This is a genomic window from Granulicella sibirica, assembly GCF_004115155.1.
Lineage (GTDB): Bacteria > Acidobacteriota > Terriglobia > Terriglobales > Acidobacteriaceae > Edaphobacter > Edaphobacter sibiricus.
Map to the genome: position 1 here is coordinate 2,395,451 of NZ_RDSM01000001.1, position 16,120 is coordinate 2,411,570.

At 62.2% G+C, this 16,120-nt stretch carries 13 protein-coding genes; 5 read left to right on the top strand and 8 right to left on the bottom strand.

The window, feature by feature from the left end; genetic code table 11:
- The first annotated feature begins 73 nt into the window (after positions 1-73).
- On the top strand, positions 74-2,206 hold the full coding sequence (pheT, locus tag GRAN_RS09955; protein ID WP_128912720.1) for a phenylalanine--tRNA ligase subunit beta: 2,133 nt from the start codon (positions 74-76) through the stop codon (positions 2,204-2,206).
- A 208-nt stretch (positions 2,207-2,414) separates the two neighbouring features.
- Entirely contained in the window at positions 2,415-4,022 is a 1,608-nt protein-coding gene (locus tag GRAN_RS09960) for an inorganic phosphate transporter (RefSeq protein ID WP_128912721.1), read from the top strand.
- A 73-nt stretch (positions 4,023-4,095) separates the two neighbouring features.
- Here GRAN_RS09960 and msrA read toward each other — a convergent pair whose 3' ends face one another.
- From msrA to GRAN_RS09975, 3 genes are all read right to left on the bottom strand, one after another.
- Positions 4,096-4,572: a peptide-methionine (S)-S-oxide reductase MsrA gene (gene msrA / locus GRAN_RS09965; RefSeq protein WP_128912722.1), complete on the bottom strand. Its 477-nt coding sequence runs from the start codon at positions 4,570-4,572 to the stop codon at positions 4,096-4,098.
- Positions 4,573-4,763: 191 nt separating this feature from the next.
- Positions 4,764-5,729 (bottom strand): pseudouridine synthase, encoded by a 966-nt coding sequence (locus GRAN_RS09970; RefSeq protein ID WP_128912723.1) that lies wholly within the window; start codon positions 5,727-5,729, stop codon positions 4,764-4,766.
- Between the two features lie 398 nt (positions 5,730-6,127).
- Positions 6,128-6,637, bottom strand: a complete 510-nt coding sequence (locus GRAN_RS09975; protein ID WP_128912724.1) for a MarR family winged helix-turn-helix transcriptional regulator — start codon at positions 6,635-6,637, stop codon at positions 6,128-6,130.
- Positions 6,638-6,738: 101 nt separating this feature from the next.
- On the opposite strand from GRAN_RS09975, the gene GRAN_RS09980 reads away from it, so the two are divergent.
- Complete coding sequence (locus GRAN_RS09980; protein WP_128912725.1) at positions 6,739-7,740, top strand: substrate-binding domain-containing protein; 1,002 nt, start codon at positions 6,739-6,741, stop codon at positions 7,738-7,740.
- 36 nt (positions 7,741-7,776) lie between these two features.
- On the opposite strand, the gene GRAN_RS25470 is transcribed toward GRAN_RS09980, so the two are convergent.
- The 4 genes from GRAN_RS25470 to GRAN_RS09990 form a co-directional block, all read right to left on the bottom strand.
- The gene (locus GRAN_RS25470; protein WP_161570918.1) at positions 7,777-7,947 is read right to left on the bottom strand and encodes a hypothetical protein; all 171 of its coding nucleotides are present in this window, start codon (positions 7,945-7,947) and stop codon (positions 7,777-7,779) included.
- Positions 7,948-7,990: 43 nt separating this feature from the next.
- The gene (gene scpB / locus GRAN_RS09985; protein ID WP_128912726.1) at positions 7,991-9,175 is read right to left on the bottom strand and encodes an SMC-Scp complex subunit ScpB; all 1,185 of its coding nucleotides are present in this window, start codon (positions 9,173-9,175) and stop codon (positions 7,991-7,993) included.
- A gap of 95 nt (positions 9,176-9,270) precedes the next feature.
- A complete protein-coding gene (locus GRAN_RS25310; protein WP_150133258.1) occupies positions 9,271-9,420 on the bottom strand; it encodes an STAS domain-containing protein in 150 nt (49 codons plus the stop codon).
- The gene (locus GRAN_RS09990) at positions 9,420-9,599 is read right to left on the bottom strand and encodes an STAS domain-containing protein (RefSeq protein WP_128912727.1); all 180 of its coding nucleotides are present in this window, start codon (positions 9,597-9,599) and stop codon (positions 9,420-9,422) included. The genes GRAN_RS25310 and GRAN_RS09990 overlap by 1 nt, the downstream gene beginning before the upstream one ends.
- A 523-nt stretch (positions 9,600-10,122) precedes the next feature.
- Between GRAN_RS09990 and GRAN_RS09995 the strand changes: the two genes are divergently transcribed.
- Together GRAN_RS09995 and GRAN_RS10000 are read left to right on the top strand one after the other, a co-directional pair.
- Positions 10,123-12,777 (top strand): TonB-dependent siderophore receptor, encoded by a 2,655-nt coding sequence (locus GRAN_RS09995; RefSeq protein ID WP_161570919.1) that lies wholly within the window; start codon positions 10,123-10,125, stop codon positions 12,775-12,777.
- Between the two features lie 90 nt (positions 12,778-12,867).
- Positions 12,868-13,548: a Fe2+-dependent dioxygenase gene (locus tag GRAN_RS10000; protein WP_128912729.1), complete on the top strand. Its 681-nt coding sequence runs from the start codon at positions 12,868-12,870 to the stop codon at positions 13,546-13,548.
- A 46-nt stretch (positions 13,549-13,594) separates the two neighbouring features.
- Here the strand turns inward: GRAN_RS10000 and GRAN_RS10005 are convergent, their stop codons facing one another.
- Positions 13,595-15,997, bottom strand: a complete 2,403-nt coding sequence (locus GRAN_RS10005) for an Ig-like domain repeat protein (RefSeq protein WP_128912730.1) — start codon at positions 15,995-15,997, stop codon at positions 13,595-13,597.
- Positions 15,998-16,120: the final 123 nt, after the last annotated feature.

Here is a 16,120-nt window from a genome sequence, read left to right on the forward strand (position 1 = left end):
CCGCCTGGCGCAGGCACCACGCCGGTGTGTCTATCTGCTTTCCGCGGTCCATTTACACTGGAAAGCGTCCTCCATGAAGATCCTTACGCATTGGCTCCGCACGTTCCTGCCCACCCTCCCCGTCGACGATCGCCAGCTTGCTGATGACCTTACCCTTCGCGGCATCGCCGTCGAAGGCGTTCACTTGGTGGCGGGCGGAAGTCTCTTCGAGATGGACATTACGACCAACCGCGTCGATGCCATGAATCATTACGGCATTGCGCGTGAAGCGGCCACGATCTACAACCTGCCGCTTGCGCCGCTGGATACTGCGCTTCCGAATGCCACCGCCGCCGCTCCGTTTCCGGTACGCATCTCGCCCGAGGCGGAGGCGTTGTGCGGACGCTTTACGGCGCGTGTCCTTCGGGATGTGACGATCGCTCCCTCGACGGGGCGGATCTCCGAGTACTTTGGCTCGCTCGGTCAGAAACAGATTTCGAACGCGGTCGACGCCTCTAACTTCGTGCTGCTTGCCATGGGGCATCCGACGCATGCCTTCGATCTCGACAAGATTCACGGAGGGATTGTGGTCCGGCTCGCTCGTGCGGGGGAATCGCTGCGCCTGCTCGACGGCACGACGCGGACGCTGGCGGCCGATGATCTCGTGGTTGCGGATGAGACGAAGGCGCTTGGGCTTGCCGGCGTGATGGGCGGATGGGATTCGATGATTACGCCACAAACGAAGAACGTCCTCGTCGAGGCGGCTTGGTTCGACCAGGCGAGCGTTCGCCGGTCGGCACGCCGGCATGGGTTGCACACGGACGCCTCGCATCGTTTTGAGCGTGGCGCCGATATCGATGCCGCGCCGGTCGCGAATGCCCTGGTGTCGCAACTCATCTTGCATTTGGGTGGGTATGTTGCGGGGGAACTGATCGATCTCCGTATTCCAGCAGTTGACGCACGGACGAGCCGTCGCCCACGCATCTCCCTGTCGGTCGCGGAGGTTCAGCGTCATCTCGGGACGACGCTTGCGCCCGAGGGGATTACCCGCGAGATCGTCGAGCAGTATCTGAAGAGTCTTGGCTGCGACTTATTTCCTTCTGGCGGCGACACCTTTGAGGTGCAGCTTCCGAGCTGGCGTCTTGATCTCGAGCGCGAGATCGACCTGGTTGAGGAGGTTGCGCGGGTCTATGGCTATAATGGCTTTGCCAACACGTTGCCCATGCCGCTTCCGGTGATCGAGTTGCCAGTTGCCTCCGCCGAGCGCGCGGTGAGGCAGCGACTTCTTGCCCTTGGCTTCTCCGAGTCAATTTCGAGCACCTTTGCCAGCGAGTCGGATGCCGCGCTGTTCTTCGAGGTTACGCAGGACAAGGGAACGATCCCGATGGAGAATCCTCTTTCCGAGGAGGCGTCGCTTCTCCGTCCGACGCTGGTTCCGGGAATGCTAACGATGCTCGCTCACAACCTAAACCGGGACGTGCGTGCGGTGCGGCTCTTTGAACAGGGGCAGATCTTCACCGGATCGACTGACCTGGTGGACGAGCAACCGAGCCTGACGCTTGGACTCACCGGAGCATCGGCGGCGACGTCGCTTTATTCGGCACAGGATGCTCCTTTCTTTGAACTCAAAGGCACGATCGAGTCCATTCTTTCGCTCTTCGCCGCAAACGCGGTCACGCCGGGTGAGAGCGCCGCGGCGGCTCTCGCGTTCACCACGACCGGACTTCCCGGCTGGCTGGAGCCTGGGCGGTCTGCGGTCGCTCACCTTGGGTCGGCACCAGTTGCGTGGTTTGGAGAGTTGGCGAAGGGGGAGGCCGCTCGGCGAAAGCTACGGCAGCCTGTGTTTCTCGCTGAGGTTGATCTGGCGAAGCTTTACGCACTTCCGCTTCGTCATGTCGCCGCTCGCGAGCTTTCCCGGTTTCAGGCGGTAGAGCGGGACTTCTCGTTCACTTTTCCTGACGTGCGGCCGTGGTCAGAGATCGAGGCTTCGCTGCGCGGGCTGGATATTCCCGCGCTCCAGAGCCTCAAGCCGACGGAGATCTTTCGGGACCGGAAGGGCAAGTCGGTGCCTCTCGGGCACTATGCTCTGCTGATTCGAGCGGTGTTTCAGTCGAACGAGCGGACGCTCTCCGAGGCAGAACTGACGGACTGGTGGAGCGCCATCATCTCCGCGCTGACGAGCCTTGGCGGAGTGATCCGGGCGCCAGAAGAGGCGACACAACGGTAGGACATTTCCCGGGATAGGTGTACGAAAAGCGCTATCAGGCTCTGCCCTAAGGGTTTCGATTACGCTATCCCACCATTTTGGGATTGTGCGATGCTGTTGAATTCATGCCGACTTTGCCCTACGATTCACCATCCCTTAACACTCCCGTCTTATTCGCCGGATATGGTCGGTCTTGCCCGCATCCAAACCCGCAAGGTGATCAACCTCCATGTCAACCACCGCGACACCAGCCGCAACCACATCCGTCCTCGATCAGAAGCTAGCCAATTCCAAGACCGGCAAGGCGGGCGGATACGTCTTCGCCGTCATGCTCATCGGCGGCCTTGGCTATATCGCGACGAAGCTTTCGCACGATCTCTCGTTCGTTCATAGCGCCTCAGTCTTCCCCTTCCTTCTGCTTGGTCTGGCCCTCTTCATCGCGCTTGGCTTCGAGTTCGTTAATGGCTTCCACGACACTGCGAACGCGGTCGCGACCGTGATCTATACCCACTCGCTTGAGCCTCATCTTGCCGTCGCATGGTCTGGTATCTGGAACTTTATCGGCGTCATGACCAGCTCCGGCGCAGTGGCCTTCGCGATCATCTCGCTTCTGCCCGTCGAGCTTATCTTGAAGGTTTCAAAGGGCTCCGGCTTCTCGATGGTCTTCGCGCTCCTCGTCGCGGCCATCCTCTGGAACCTCGCCACCTGGTGGCGCGGTCTGCCGGCGTCGAGCTCGCACACGATGATCGGCTCGATTCTTGGTGTCGGTGTTGCCAACCAGCTTATGAGCGGCAACTCCGGAACATCGGGCGTCGACTGGGAACAGGTCACCAAGGTCTTCAAGGCGCTGCTTATCTCCCCCGTCGTCGGTTTCATCATGGCCGGAGCGATTTTCCTCCTCTTCAAGCTTGTCGCTCGCGATCCCCGTCTCTACAAGGCTCCTGAAGGTACCGCGCCTCCGCCGTTCTACATCCGCGCGTTGCTTATCTTTACCTGCACCGGCGTGAGCTTCTTCCACGGTTCGAATGACGGCCAGAAGGGCATGGGTCTCATCATGCTCATCCTCGTCGGCACTGTTCCCACTGCCTACGCTCTCAACCACACCGTTGACCAGGGGCAGGTGCAGACCTTTGCCGCTGTCTCGACTGCCGTTGCTGGAGCCATCGGGAACTACGTCGAACCCGCCGCTGTCGCTGCCGACCCGGGGCCGCAGCTCGAGAAGTTCGTCTCGACCAAGAAGTACGATCCGGGCGTCATGCTTGCTCTCCAGTCGATGGTCAACGAGATCCGCAACCAGGCGGTCTCCTACGGTTCGCTCGGCAACGTTCCTGCCGAGATGCAGGCCAACGTCCGTAACGAGATGTACCTGACCAGCGAAACCATGCGCCTTCTGCCGAAGCTCGGGCCGAAGATGAACGATGCGGATGTCAAGACGCTCAGCAACTACAAGGGCTTCCTGGACAAGTCGACCAAGTTCATCCCGTCGTGGGTGAAGGTTGCGGTCGCGCTTGCGCTTGGCCTTGGCACGATGGTGGGCTGGAAGCGCATTGTCGTCACGGTAGGCGAGAAGATCGGGAAGACGCACCTCACCTATGCTCAGGGCGCTGCCGCCGAGATCACCGCGATGATCACGATCGGCCTGGCCGATGGCTACGGGTTGCCGGTGAGCACGACGCACGTGCTCTCGTCCGGCGTTGCGGGAACGATGGCCGCGAATAAGAGCGGCTTGCAGATGTCCACCATTCGCGACATTGCGATGGCCTGGGTGTTCACGCTTCCTGCCGCCGCGGCGCTGTCGGGGAGCCTCTTCTGGCTTTTCAACACCATTGCGAAGTAGCTCGACTGGAGCGGGCAGAAGAAAGGGCGAGCCATCATGGCTCGCCCTTTTCTTTGACTACGAACTGCTTTCCTTAGATGTGACAGCTGACCATGCCGCGCTTTTCGAGGTAGCGCTGGTGGTACTCTTCGGCCTTCCAGAAGGTCTCGGCGGGAACGACTTGGGTTGCGATGGGCTTGCGGAAGGATCCGGAGGCGTTCAGTTCGGCAATCTTGGCCTTTGCCTGCTCCGCCTGTTCGGGCGAGCGGGTGAAGATGACGCTGCGGTACTGGGTTCCCCAGTCGGGGCCCTGGCGATTGAGTTGGGTGGGATCGTGGAGGGAGAAGAAGGCGTCGAGAAGACTCTCGTAGCTGACGCGGGAAGGGTCGAAGATCAGCTCCACAACTTCGGCGTGTCCGGTGCGATCGGTGCAAACCTCTTTGTACGTTGGGTGGTCGTTGCTTCCGCCTTCATATCCGACTGCTGTGTCGAGGACGCCGGAAAGTTCGGCGAAACGGGCTTCGACGCCCCAGAAGCAGCCTGCTCCAAATGTTGCTTTTTCAGTTGCCACGCTTGTACTCCTTTGTTTCTCTTTGCCTGCTCGAGAGCCTGCGACTATTGGATGCGTCGGCGCGTCCGGATGTTCGATGCTCAAGGCGCGAGTATTGTCGGCGCTCGTTTGAACGAACGTCAAGGTAGGCGGTGGGGCCCGGCATGCCGAGGTTTTGACGGAGTCAAACCCGAAAACGAGAGCGCTTCCGGCTAGACGGCGCGCCGGGTTGGTTTGGCCTTGGACGCGAAGGTGCGGCGGGGAGGGCCTGTTGGCTTCTTCTTGGCGGGGGCCTTGAGCTGGGCGAACTCGGGCAGGTTCTTCTTGGGGACGACCTTTTTGCCCTTGCTGGCGCGGTCGAGAGCAGTGACTTCGCCGAGGGTAAGCTCGCGGAACTCGCCGGGAGGAACGTCGAGGCGGAGCGCGCCGTAGCCGATGCGGCGGATCTTCTCGACGTGGTGGCCGATCTCCTCGAACATCTTACGGAGCTGGCGGTTGCGGCCCTCGGTGAGAGTGAGCTCGTACCAGGGATTGTCGCCACCGCGCACGAGTTCGAGCTTGGCGGGCGCGGTGATGATGCGGTCGCGGCGGCCGCTGCGGACTTCGTCGAGGCGTCCGCGATCGATCATGATGCCGCGGCGGATCTGGTCGAGAGCGCTTGCGGGCGGGACTCCGGAGACCTTGACGAGATAGGTCTTCTCGACTCCGGCAGCGGCCTTCGAGAGGGCGTTGGCGAGTTCTCCGTCGTTGGTCATGAGGAGCAGGCCTTCGGAGAGGTAGTCGAGGCGTCCTACGGGGTAGAGACGAACCTGATCGCCGTGAGGGCCGGACTTGTGCTGCGCCATGAGTTGCATGACCGTCGGGCGCTTCTCGGGGTCGTTCAGGGTGGTGACGTAGCCACGCGGCTTGTTCAGCATGTAGTAGCGCTGCTTTTCGGGGCCTTTAAGGAGCTTACCGTCGACGCGGATGTGGTCTTTCTCGGCGTCGTGCTTCGTTCCGAGTTCCGTGATGGTGGTTCCGTTGACCTGGACGCGACCCTCGAGAATGATCTCTTCGGCCTTGCGGCGTGATGCGATTCCAGCCTGGGCGAGGATCTTCTGGAGGCGATCGCCCTTGGGTTCTTCAGCTGGCTTGGTTGAGGATTTGGCGGCTGGCTTTTGAGCTTTTTCGTTTGGCATGGTTGAGTCTTTCTGGGTTTGCGGCGCCTCGCGGCGGCTTTTGTGATTTATGATGTGGCCAAGAGGGTACACCCCCCTCCCATTGCCTTTATGTAAGCCTTTTGAAATGTACAGCTTGCAGGCGCTACAGGCTCGCAAGATATTCTAAACAAAAGGTTTACGGCTAAATATTAGTAAAGAAAAAACTTAGAGCCCAACATCGACTTCCATGGCCTCACGAGACGACTCGCGGTCCAATTCCTGGTGTTTCCAAGCGATGCCTAGGGATCAGAGAGCCATCGGGGAAGTGGCTGCCATCTCTTCTGTTTCTATTATAGCAAGGTGACCCAAACTTAAAGGACATTAGAATTCGCTTTAGAATGTTGCACTTGTACGATTTTGGGCTTGACAAGATTTGGCTAACGGCTCTCTGACTCCATCTGGTTGGAATCCAGATGAAGGAGTGCCCTCAGGAAGTCTCCGCCGGGCTTACCGCCATCACCGAAGAGGCGCTGCTGTACCTCGATGACGCGAGGAAGCGCCTTTCGCAGGACGTTTGTGCCTGCCTGAGTTACCTCGACGCGCTTGGCGCGACTGTCCGAGGGGCTACGCTGGCGGAGGACAAACCCTTTCCTCTCGAGCGTCTTGAGCATCTGGGAGATCTGCATGGGGTGGATGCCGCCGAAGCTGGCCAACTCCCTCTGGGTGACCGATCCTCCGAATCGGCCAAACCATGCCGCGAGGGTTAGCGTGACGAACTGGAGGTTGGTGAGGTCGAGCGGCACGAGGGCGCGGTCTACCTCGCGCTGGTAGCGAACGACGACCCTCCAGAGCACAAACCCGACGGCGTTCTCCGGCGCGCCGAGGGAGACGTCCTCGAAGAGATCGTGGATCGGATGTGGGTGGATCGGATATGCTGGTTCTCCCATGAATCCACTATAGGGCGGGCGAGGAAAGCTTCCAATCCGGATAGGGCAACCCAATAGTAAATATATTTATCGTATTTCCAAGGAGAAGAAGGAGGGGGAGTATGAGCAAACTCAAACTGAACATCGCTTTCTGGGATTACGATCGCACGCGCGCTCTGGCTGACGGCAGGGTGCAGATCGAAGGGGTCGAGAGCACGTTTTACAATGCGCCGATCGTGACGGAGATCTTCCGGGGGATGATCGGCGAGCGCAGGTTCGATATCTCCGAGCTTGGTATGACGTACTACCTGCGGACGTTCGTCGATGGGGTGTCGCCGTTTGTGGCGATCCCGGTCTTCCCAAACCGGGCTTTCCGGCACTCGGCGATCTACATCCATAAGGCGAGCGGTATCAAGAAGCCCGAGGACCTTAACGGCAAGACGATTGGCGAGCTTGCGCTCTACGGCCATGACGCGGGCATCATGCCGAAGGGCATGCTCGCGGAGGAATATGGCTTCAAGCCGGAGACGTGCCGGTGGGTGATCGGCGGGCTGGATTGGCCGCTGAAGCCGATCGACTTCGTGCCGCATACGCATCCGGCGAACGTCGAGGTCGTCGACATTCCCAAGGGCAAGGAACTTGGGGCGATGCTCGAGGCGGGAGAGATCGATGCGCTGATCTCGGCCGATGTGCCGAAGTGTATGCTCGATAACTCGCCGAAGGTGGGACGGCTGTTTGCCGACTTCGAGACCGTCGAACGCGAGTACTATGAGCGCACCGGGATCTTCCCGATCATGCATACCGTCGTCATCCGCAAGGACCTCCTTGTGGAGCATCCGGAGTTAGCGAAGCTGGCCTACCAGGGCTTCTGCGATGCAAAGAAGGCTGCTGTCGACGAGTACGAACACGGACTCATCTTCAACAGCATGGGTACGATGTTCCCCTGGTTCGGCAAGCTGGTCAACGCGGATCGTGCGCTCCTGGGCGACGACTGGTGGCCGTACGGGATCGAGGCGAATCGGAAGGCGCTGGAGGCGATCCTGCGCTATCACCATGAGCAGGGCATCACGGATCGTCTGTTTACGCTGAGAGAGATCTTTGTGCCGGAGTTGATGACGACGTAGTCAGCAGCTTCACTGGGTGTGCGGCGAGGGGAACGATCAGAGACTGTTGGTGTCGATGGCTGGAGTGCGCTGGAGGCCGTCGGGTACGGGGGCCAATGGCTGGTCCGGCGCGTACTCGTTGTCGCCCTCGGGGGTGGCGACGGTGTCGGGCGCGTTGTCTTTGGGAGAGTCAGCGGGTTCGATGGGCTGGTTGCGTGGATCAGTCATGTTGGGTGTGAGTGCTGGCTGACCCGGCGGGTTTTCCGTTCGGCTATTTTGGCTGGAGAGACGGCCTCGAGCCCTGGTCGGGGAACTCGCGCTCGGCCTGGTCGCGCTCGATCTGGTGGGCGAGTTCGGGGGCCTCGGTGGGGTCGTCGTCGGCGCCTGGGACGACGGATGCGGGCGGGGTGCCGGTGAGGCGCTCGGACGCGGGCGGGACGGGGGTGCCGTCGGGCGTGGGTTCCATGTCAGCAGCGGTGCTGAGTGGGGTGGGGTCGCCGTCGGCCTGCGGAGCGTGGACGCCGCGCTCGGCTTCGAGATCGGCGGGAGATTCGGGGGCGTGGTGTTCGGTTTGTGGAGTTGACATCGGGATCTCCTCCTGAACTTCTGTCTCGGCGAGCTCGCCGGCCATCTTCTCAAACTCTTCGATGCTGGGAAGCTCGCTCACGTCCTTCAATCCAAAGCGCAAAAGGAAGTCGCGGGTGGTTTTGTAGAGAATGGGGCGGCCGATGACCTGCTTGCGGCCGGCGGTGGTGATGAGCTTGCGGGTCATGAGCGAGCCGAGGACGCCGCCGGAGTCGACGCCGCGGATCTCGGAGATTTCGGGGGCGGTGATGGGCTGCTTGTAGGCGACGACGGCGAGAGTCTCGAGGGCCTGGAGCGAGAGTTTCAGCGGGGGTTTGAGGGATTTGACGAAGCCACGAACGGCGTCGTGGTACTCGGGCTTGGTGGCGAGACGGAAGCCGGAGGCGACTTCGCGGATCTCGAGGCCGCGCTCGGAGCTGGAGTAGTCGGCGATGAGCTCATCGAGGATGGAGCGGAAGTACTCGCGGAGGCGGCGGGCTCGGTCCTTCTCTTCGCGGGCGAGTTGCTTCTCATCCTTTTCGGGAGAGGCTGCAGGCTCGGCGGCTTGCTCGGCCGGGGGCTGGCTGACGGCGGCTTCGGCGGCGAGCTCGGCGAGGGGCTGCTCGCTGACGAGTTCGGGTGGGGATGGGGTGTCGTCGGAGTCTTCGGCCATCTCGAGGACGTCGCCGGCGTCGATGTCGTCGGAGTCCGGTTCGGGCTGGGGGGCTTCGGCGGGAGCGTCTTCGGGGTGGAGCGCGAGGTGCTGCTGGGCGCTTTCGATCCGGTCGAGTTCGGCCTGGGCTTCGTGGCTCAGCAGGCCGGTGAGCTGGGCGAGGGTTACGGGCTCCTCGGAGGCATAGATGACGGCTTCGATCTTGGCTTTCAGGCTCATGGGTCAGGTTGAAGTGTATAAGATCGGCGGGCCTGGAGACGCGTGCGATCCCACATCTCAGGAGCGAGATGTGGGGCACCCGGTTCGTGCGCTATCTAGGCGGCTGCTTCTGCTTCGGCGACCGTGGGGAAGACGCGGAGAAGGGATTTGACGCGGGTGAGATCGAGAAGGGCTCCGATGCGCTCGCTGACGCCCGCGAGGGCCATCCTGCGTCCGCCTTTTTCGGCGGAGACGTAGAAGTTCATCAGATGCCGAGGCCGGCCGAGTCCATGTACTCGCACTCGCTGAGGTCGAAGATGGCGAGCCTTGGGTGGATCTTTCTGAGTTCATCCTGCAGGGGAAACAGGTTCGCCAGGACGGCTGGGCCGACGACCTTGATGATCTGGGTGCCCGGGGCCACGCCGTCGGAGAGTTCGTACGTCATCGATTTATCGTGCATAAGCCTAGAAGAGTAAAAGAGGCGAATGCGCCGGAGGTCAAGACGACGTGAATTCTAGGGGGAATGTGCTGGGATCGTCGCGTGCAGGAGAAGGTTGCGGGATTGGGAACTTGTTTCGTGAATTAGCAAATGTTCCGATTGATCTCGGACTGATGTTGTCGTATATTCAGGCCATCGGGAAATTTAGCGGCTGGAGTCGTTTTCTGCTGGCCCGAACGAGTTGAAGTACACAGATCCCCGCGGATTGATCTCTTGGAGGAGACCGCGAGGACCTGAGAGCCGGAGCGGTTAGGCCCACGACTGTCCCCGATTATAGGGGCACGTCCGCGGCTCGTTCAACTTGCACAACTTGACGGGCTTCGAAGCGTTCGGAGGCGATTTTGCGCCATCCGAAGCGGCTTTGAGGCTGAGCGGTTAGTGAGCCCTCTTGCGCTTCTTTGCGTTGACGAGGCCGCGACCGAGCGAGAGAGCCCTTATGCGTAAGGCGGATGGATTGAGGAGAACGTCGATGAATCAGAGCAAACGAAGAAAGCAGGGAGCGGCAACGAGCGGGGAGGAGACTCAGCCTTTGAACGTGGCGAGTGTGACCGGTGTCACCCCAGTTCACGACCGGCTTGCCCGCTTCGACCGCTTTGGCGCTGCCGAGGGTGTGAGCTCTCTCGGTGGGCGGACGTTCCTGGCCGGGGCTCTGGCGGCGTGCGCGATGGTCGGCGGCGGACGCGACGGGCTGGCGTTCGGACAGAGCAACGCGGCTCCTACCGCGGCGGAGTCGAATCTGCCGACGGTGTCGTTCGCGATCCCGGCGGGTCCGCTCGATCAAGCCCTGAAGGGGTATGAGGCGGCGACCGGGCTGAAGGTGAAGACAGGCATCTCGGGCGACAAGCTTGCGGGGTTTACGACGGCTGGGTTGACGGGGACGTATCCGGAGGCGGAGGGTCTGCGGGTTCTGCTTGTTGGAACCGGGCTCCAGTACAGGCTCGACGGCAAGACAATGGTGGTGGGGATGCAGGCGCGGGAGGATGTGACCGTGCAAGCGGACGCGACGATGCCGCTCGGGCAGTTCACCGAGGCGCTGAAGGATACGCCGCAGTCGGTGACGGTGGTGCCGCAGTTCATCATGAAGGAGCAGGCGATCACGACGCTGCGGGATTCGCTGCGCAATGTTCCGGGGATCAGCCTTGCGGCGGGTGAGGCGGGCGCGCAGGGGGATAACCTGACGATTCGCGGGTTCACGGCCCGCAACGATATTTTTCTGGATGGGATCCGCGACTTCGGCAGCTACTACCGCGACTCGTTCAACTACGAACAGGTTGAGGTGCTGGAAGGACCGGCGGGCATCGAGTTCGGGCGCGGATCGACGGGCGGTGTGATCAACCAGGAGAGCAAGCGGCCGCTCGATCACAAACTCGTGAGCGGGGCGGTACAGCTTGGCACGAACCTCACACGCCGTGTGACGGTGGATGTGAACCAGCCGGTGGGAGAGATCGGCGGAGGCGGCGCGGCGTTCCGGATGAACATCATGGGCGATGAGGCGAATGTCGCCGGTCGCGACGTGGTGGAGAACAGGCGCTTTGGTGTGGCCCCCTCGCTGAGCTTCGGCATGGGGACGAAGTCGCGGGCGACGTTGAGCTATGTTCACCAGGGAGAGAACGATATTCCGGACTACGGCATTCCGTGGCTTCTCGATGGGCCGTCGCCGGCAAAACGCAGCGCGTACTACGGCTTCCGTCATGGCAACTTCATCAATACGCACGACGACATTTTGACGCTGCGGCTGGATCATGATGTGAATGAGCACGCGAGCTTCCGGAGCATCACGCGGTTCGCGAATTATCCACGGAACGCGCAGATCACGGAGCCGCAGGTCTGCTCGAACGGTGCGATCTCGCCAACGACCGGGCTTTTACTCGCGCCAACGAACGTTCTGAACTCCGCACAGCTCTGCCCGTATAACAACGGCGCGCCGAGCGATCCCTCCACCATCCTGGTGAACCGGAATCAGATCACAGTCGCGAGCGTGGAGAACGATCTGTGGCAGCAGGATGAAGCGCTGCTGCACTTCAGGTTCCTGAATATTGCGCAGGCAGTGGTTGTGGGCGTGGAGGGCGGACGTGAGATGTCGAACCCGACGCGGTTCACGTTCACCGGCGTGCCGACCGCTACGCTGCTGAATCCTAACGAGGATCTGCCATTCGCCGGGACCAAGACGCTGAGCACCAGAACCCATCTCGCCGCAGATTCGGCTGGGCTGTTCTTCGTCGATACGGTCCACCTGGGACGATATATCGATCTGACAGGCGGCATCCGGTACGACTACTTCTACACGCAGCAGAGACAGTACACGGCCAGTACACAGTTGAATACGTTCCTCTATCGCATCGACAAGAAGCCATCGTACCGGGCGGCGTTCGTGGTGAAGCCGACGGCGAGCGGTAGCGTGTATTTCGACTATGGCACGAGCTTCAACCCGTCGGCCGAGGCGCTGTCGCTTTCTGTTTCGACGACGGTTCTGCCGCCGGAGGAGAACGAGACCTATGAGCTTGGATCAAAGTGGGGATTCCTGCATGACCGGCTATCGCTTGCCGCGGCGATCTTCCAGACGACGAAGAACAACGCCAAGGAGACTTCGCCGGCGAACAGCACCATCACCGTGCTGGCTGGAAATCAGAGGGTGCGGGGTGGGCAGGTCTCGGTGACGGGACGTCTGGCGAACCAGTTCGACTTCATCGCCGGATATGCCTATCTCAACAGCGAGGTGATCGCGTCGCAGTTCTATCCGAACGCGATCGGGGCTCCACTGGCGAACGTGCCGAAGCAGACGTTCAACGTATGGCTGAACCGGGCGCTTGGATTGCGGTTCACGGGTGGCCTTGGCGGGAATTATGTGGCGTCGCGGTCGGCGAGCTCGACGATTCCGTATGTCGCGACGGCCTGGACGGGAACGACTCCGGCAAATGCAGTGGTGACGGCGACACGGCTGAAGCAGGTTCCGGGTTACTGGGCGTTCAACGGTGTGGTGCAGCGGCCGATCACGGAGAGGATCTCGTTGCAGGCGAACATCAATAACATCCTGAACCGGAGCTTCATCGATGAGCCGCATCCGAGCCATCTTGTTCCGGGAGAAGGAAGGAACGCCCTGTTCGGGCTGAACTACAAGTTCTAGAGTTGGATGACTGCGTGACTGGTCGCCACGCCTTCCGGCGTGGCGACTCTTTGTTTGAATGACGCGAGTTAAGAGAGTGAGGATACGACCATGTTATTGACGATTCCCGATGTGTTGACGGTGGCGCAGGTGAAGGAGATGCGGGCGAAGCTGGATGCCGCGGACTGGGTCGACGGGAAGGTGACGGCTGGATACCAGGCACAGCGGGTGAAGGAAAATCACCAGTTGCCGGAGGGGCATCCGCTGGCAGCCGAGCTTGGGGAGATCGTGCTGGGCGCGCTGGCTCGATCGCCGTTGTTTATGTCCGCGGCGCTGCCGTTGCGGGTCTTTCCTCCGATGTTCAACCGGTACACGGGCGGCGGGCACTTCGGGACGCATGTGGATACGGCAATCCGGGCGATGGCTTCGACGGGCCAGAGGATCAGGACGGACATCTCGGCGACGCTCTTTCTCGCTGGGCCTGAGGAGTACGAGGGTGGCGAGTTGATGGTCGAGGACAGTTATGGATCGCACTCGGTGAAGCTTCCGGCAGGGCAGATGGTGCTGTATCCGGCGACGAGCCTGCATCGGGTCGAGCCGGTGACGCGGGGCGCGCGGGTGGCGAGCTTCTTCTGGATTCAGAGCATGATCCGCTCGGACGCGGATCGGACGTTGTTGTTCGATCTCGACCAGGGGATTCAGCGTGTGGCGGCGGAGGCTCCGGGGAGTGGAGCGGCGGTGGCGCTGACAGGGGTGTACCACAACCTCATGCGGCGATGGGCGGAGATGTAGTGGCCGGGAAGAGGGAGTAGGGATGAGGGAGCAGGGAGTAGACCGCTTAAGGCGTTACGGTCAGGGTGATGGGGGTGACCTGGGCGGTGGTGGTGGGGGACTGCGAGGTGACCTCGATCTGGTAGGTTCCGGGGGCGAGATGGCCGGGGATCTGGCCCGTGCCGCATGCGGTGAGGGGAAGGACAAGGAGCGGGGCCAGGACAAGGAGACAGACGAGCATCGGCTTGCTGCCGCGGTGCCTCGCGACGGCGAGCGTCAGAAGCGAGATGAGGCCCCATGGGAAGAGGCTCGAGACGAAGTTCGGGACGGCGTCTGTTTCGAGGGTGAGGTTGACCTGGGCCGACGCGCCTGGGGTGAGGGTCACGGTGGCGGGCGTGAAGGTGCAGGTGGCGGGCGCGGGCAGGTTGGCGCAGGCAAGGGTGACAGGGCCGGAGAAGCTGCCGAGGCTGGTGAGGGTCAGGGCCACTGCCGCGTGATGCTGGGTTTCGACGCTCACGGTTGGGCTGTTGGGATGGACGGCGTAGCCGTGGGCGCCGATGGTGAGGGTGAGGGCGTCGGCTGTGGGGAGGTTGACGGGGTCGAAGTTGGGTGTGCCGGGGTAGGCGGCGAGGATGAGATGCGTTCCCGAAGCCATTGCTGGCAGGGTGGCGGAGGTCTGGCCGCTTGCGTTGAGGGTCGTGGTGGTGATGAGAGTCGGGGCAGCAGGAGCGGGGAGGATTTCGAAGAACTGCACCTGGCCTGTGGGGACGCGGGTGGAGAGCGGAGCCTGGGCGTCGGCGGAGAGGGTGACCGACTGGGCGTTGTCGGCGGTTGAAGGAGTGACCGAGAAGGCGAGGAGCGTGGCTGCCGGGTGGACGGTCTGGAGCATGGAGGTCGTCGAAGGCGAGACGCTTGCGGAGCCGGAGAAGGTCGCCTGGAAGGCGTACGAGGCTGCCGGGAGGGTGCTGGTGGTGAAGCTGGCGTGGCCGGTGACGTCGACGGGGACGGTGGCGAGGGCCTGGGTCTGGGTGGCGAAGGTGATGGTGCCGGTGGGGGTCGTGCTTCCCGAGGTGGTGACCTGGGCGGTGAGGGTGATGGGCTGGAAGGCTTCAGATGCGAGTGGCGTTGCGTTCAAGACGGTTGAACTGGGGATGATGACGTGTGGGGCTGGATACTCGTAGGGGCCCAGATCGATGATGACCGTGGGCTGATCGGTGGCGTTCTGGAGGCGGGGTGTGCGGTCGAGATCCTGCGCCGGGAGGGGTGAGATGCCGTCGGCCCCGGAGTCCACGGCGGGCGATTGCAGGTGGACGTGGTAGTCGGGCGTGGAGGGGTCGCGGTCCAGAAACATGGGGTCAGCGAGGTGGTTTGCGCCGGAGTCGAGACACGTGCTCGAGAGGATGAGGCCCTGCGTGTTGTGCAGGAGGTTGTGGTGAAAGGACTGCGCGGGCATCGAGACGGAGCATTGCAGAGCAGGGATTGCGGAGGAGCTTGCGAGGATGTTGTTGGCGAGGACGACCTGCGAGGGGAGGGTGCCTGCGGCTAGCGTGAGTTCGCCGGGAGTGCCGGTGCAGGTCGTGCCGCTGTGGTCGTCGGCGATGGTGTTGTTGAGGAGTTGCACTTCGAGGTGCGGCGCCGTGGTCGAGGTTGGGTCATTCAGGATTGAAAGGGCGAGTCCGCCCGCTCCGCATGCGGTGGTGTTGCCGTAGACGAGGTTCTGCTCGATCAGGGTGGGCGCGGTGCCGGTCGGGGTGGGTTCGGCGTAGATCTGGATGGCTCCGGGGGCGTTGCCGGGCGTGGTGTTGAAGCGGATGGTGTTGCCCTGGAGCATGGCGCGGGCGGCGAGGAGCGTGATGCCCCCGGCGTTGGGCTGGAGGGTGCTTGCGGTGAGGTCGTTGTGCTCGATGGTGTTGCCGAGGAGGGTGGGGACGAGGGTGGGGTCGGCCGGATTGCCGGTGAGGACGATAGGTGCGGTGGCCTGGGTGGAGCAGGAGGCGTCTGGCTGGGTGAGAGTGATCTGGTTCGACTGGAGGAGCGGGGCGGAGGCGGTGGCGTCGACGGCGGCGCAGAGGTTGCCGGTGAAGACGTTGTTGAGGAGTGTCGGCGAGGCGGACTGGAGGGAGACGCCGGCGCCGTGGATGCCTGAGTTGGGTGCGGGCGCGCCGTTGCGGATGGTGAAGCCGTTGAGGGTGGTGGCGCGGGTTTCGTTGGTGAGGAACGAGACGGTGGGGGCGAGGCGGCGGCCGTCGAGGATGGTGACGGAGGGGCCCTGGGCGCTCTGGAGGGTGATGGCCTTGCCGTGGAGGTCTAGGTTCTCGTAGTAGGTGCCGGGGGCGACGAGGACGGTGTCGCCGGTGGACGAGGCGTCGATGGCGGACTGGATGGTGGGGATGCCGGCGGGGACGTGAAGGGTGTGCTGGGCCGTGGCGGATGCGGCGAAGAGCACGAAGATTATGAGGGAGAGACGCACGGGCCGCCAACGGTCGAGAGAGTAGGACTGCTGGAGGCGATATCGGCAATTTTCTTCGGTTTAAGTAGGGTCGGGCGAACGACGGAGCTACGTCGTTTGGGGTAGAGATGCTCTTTCGGGAAG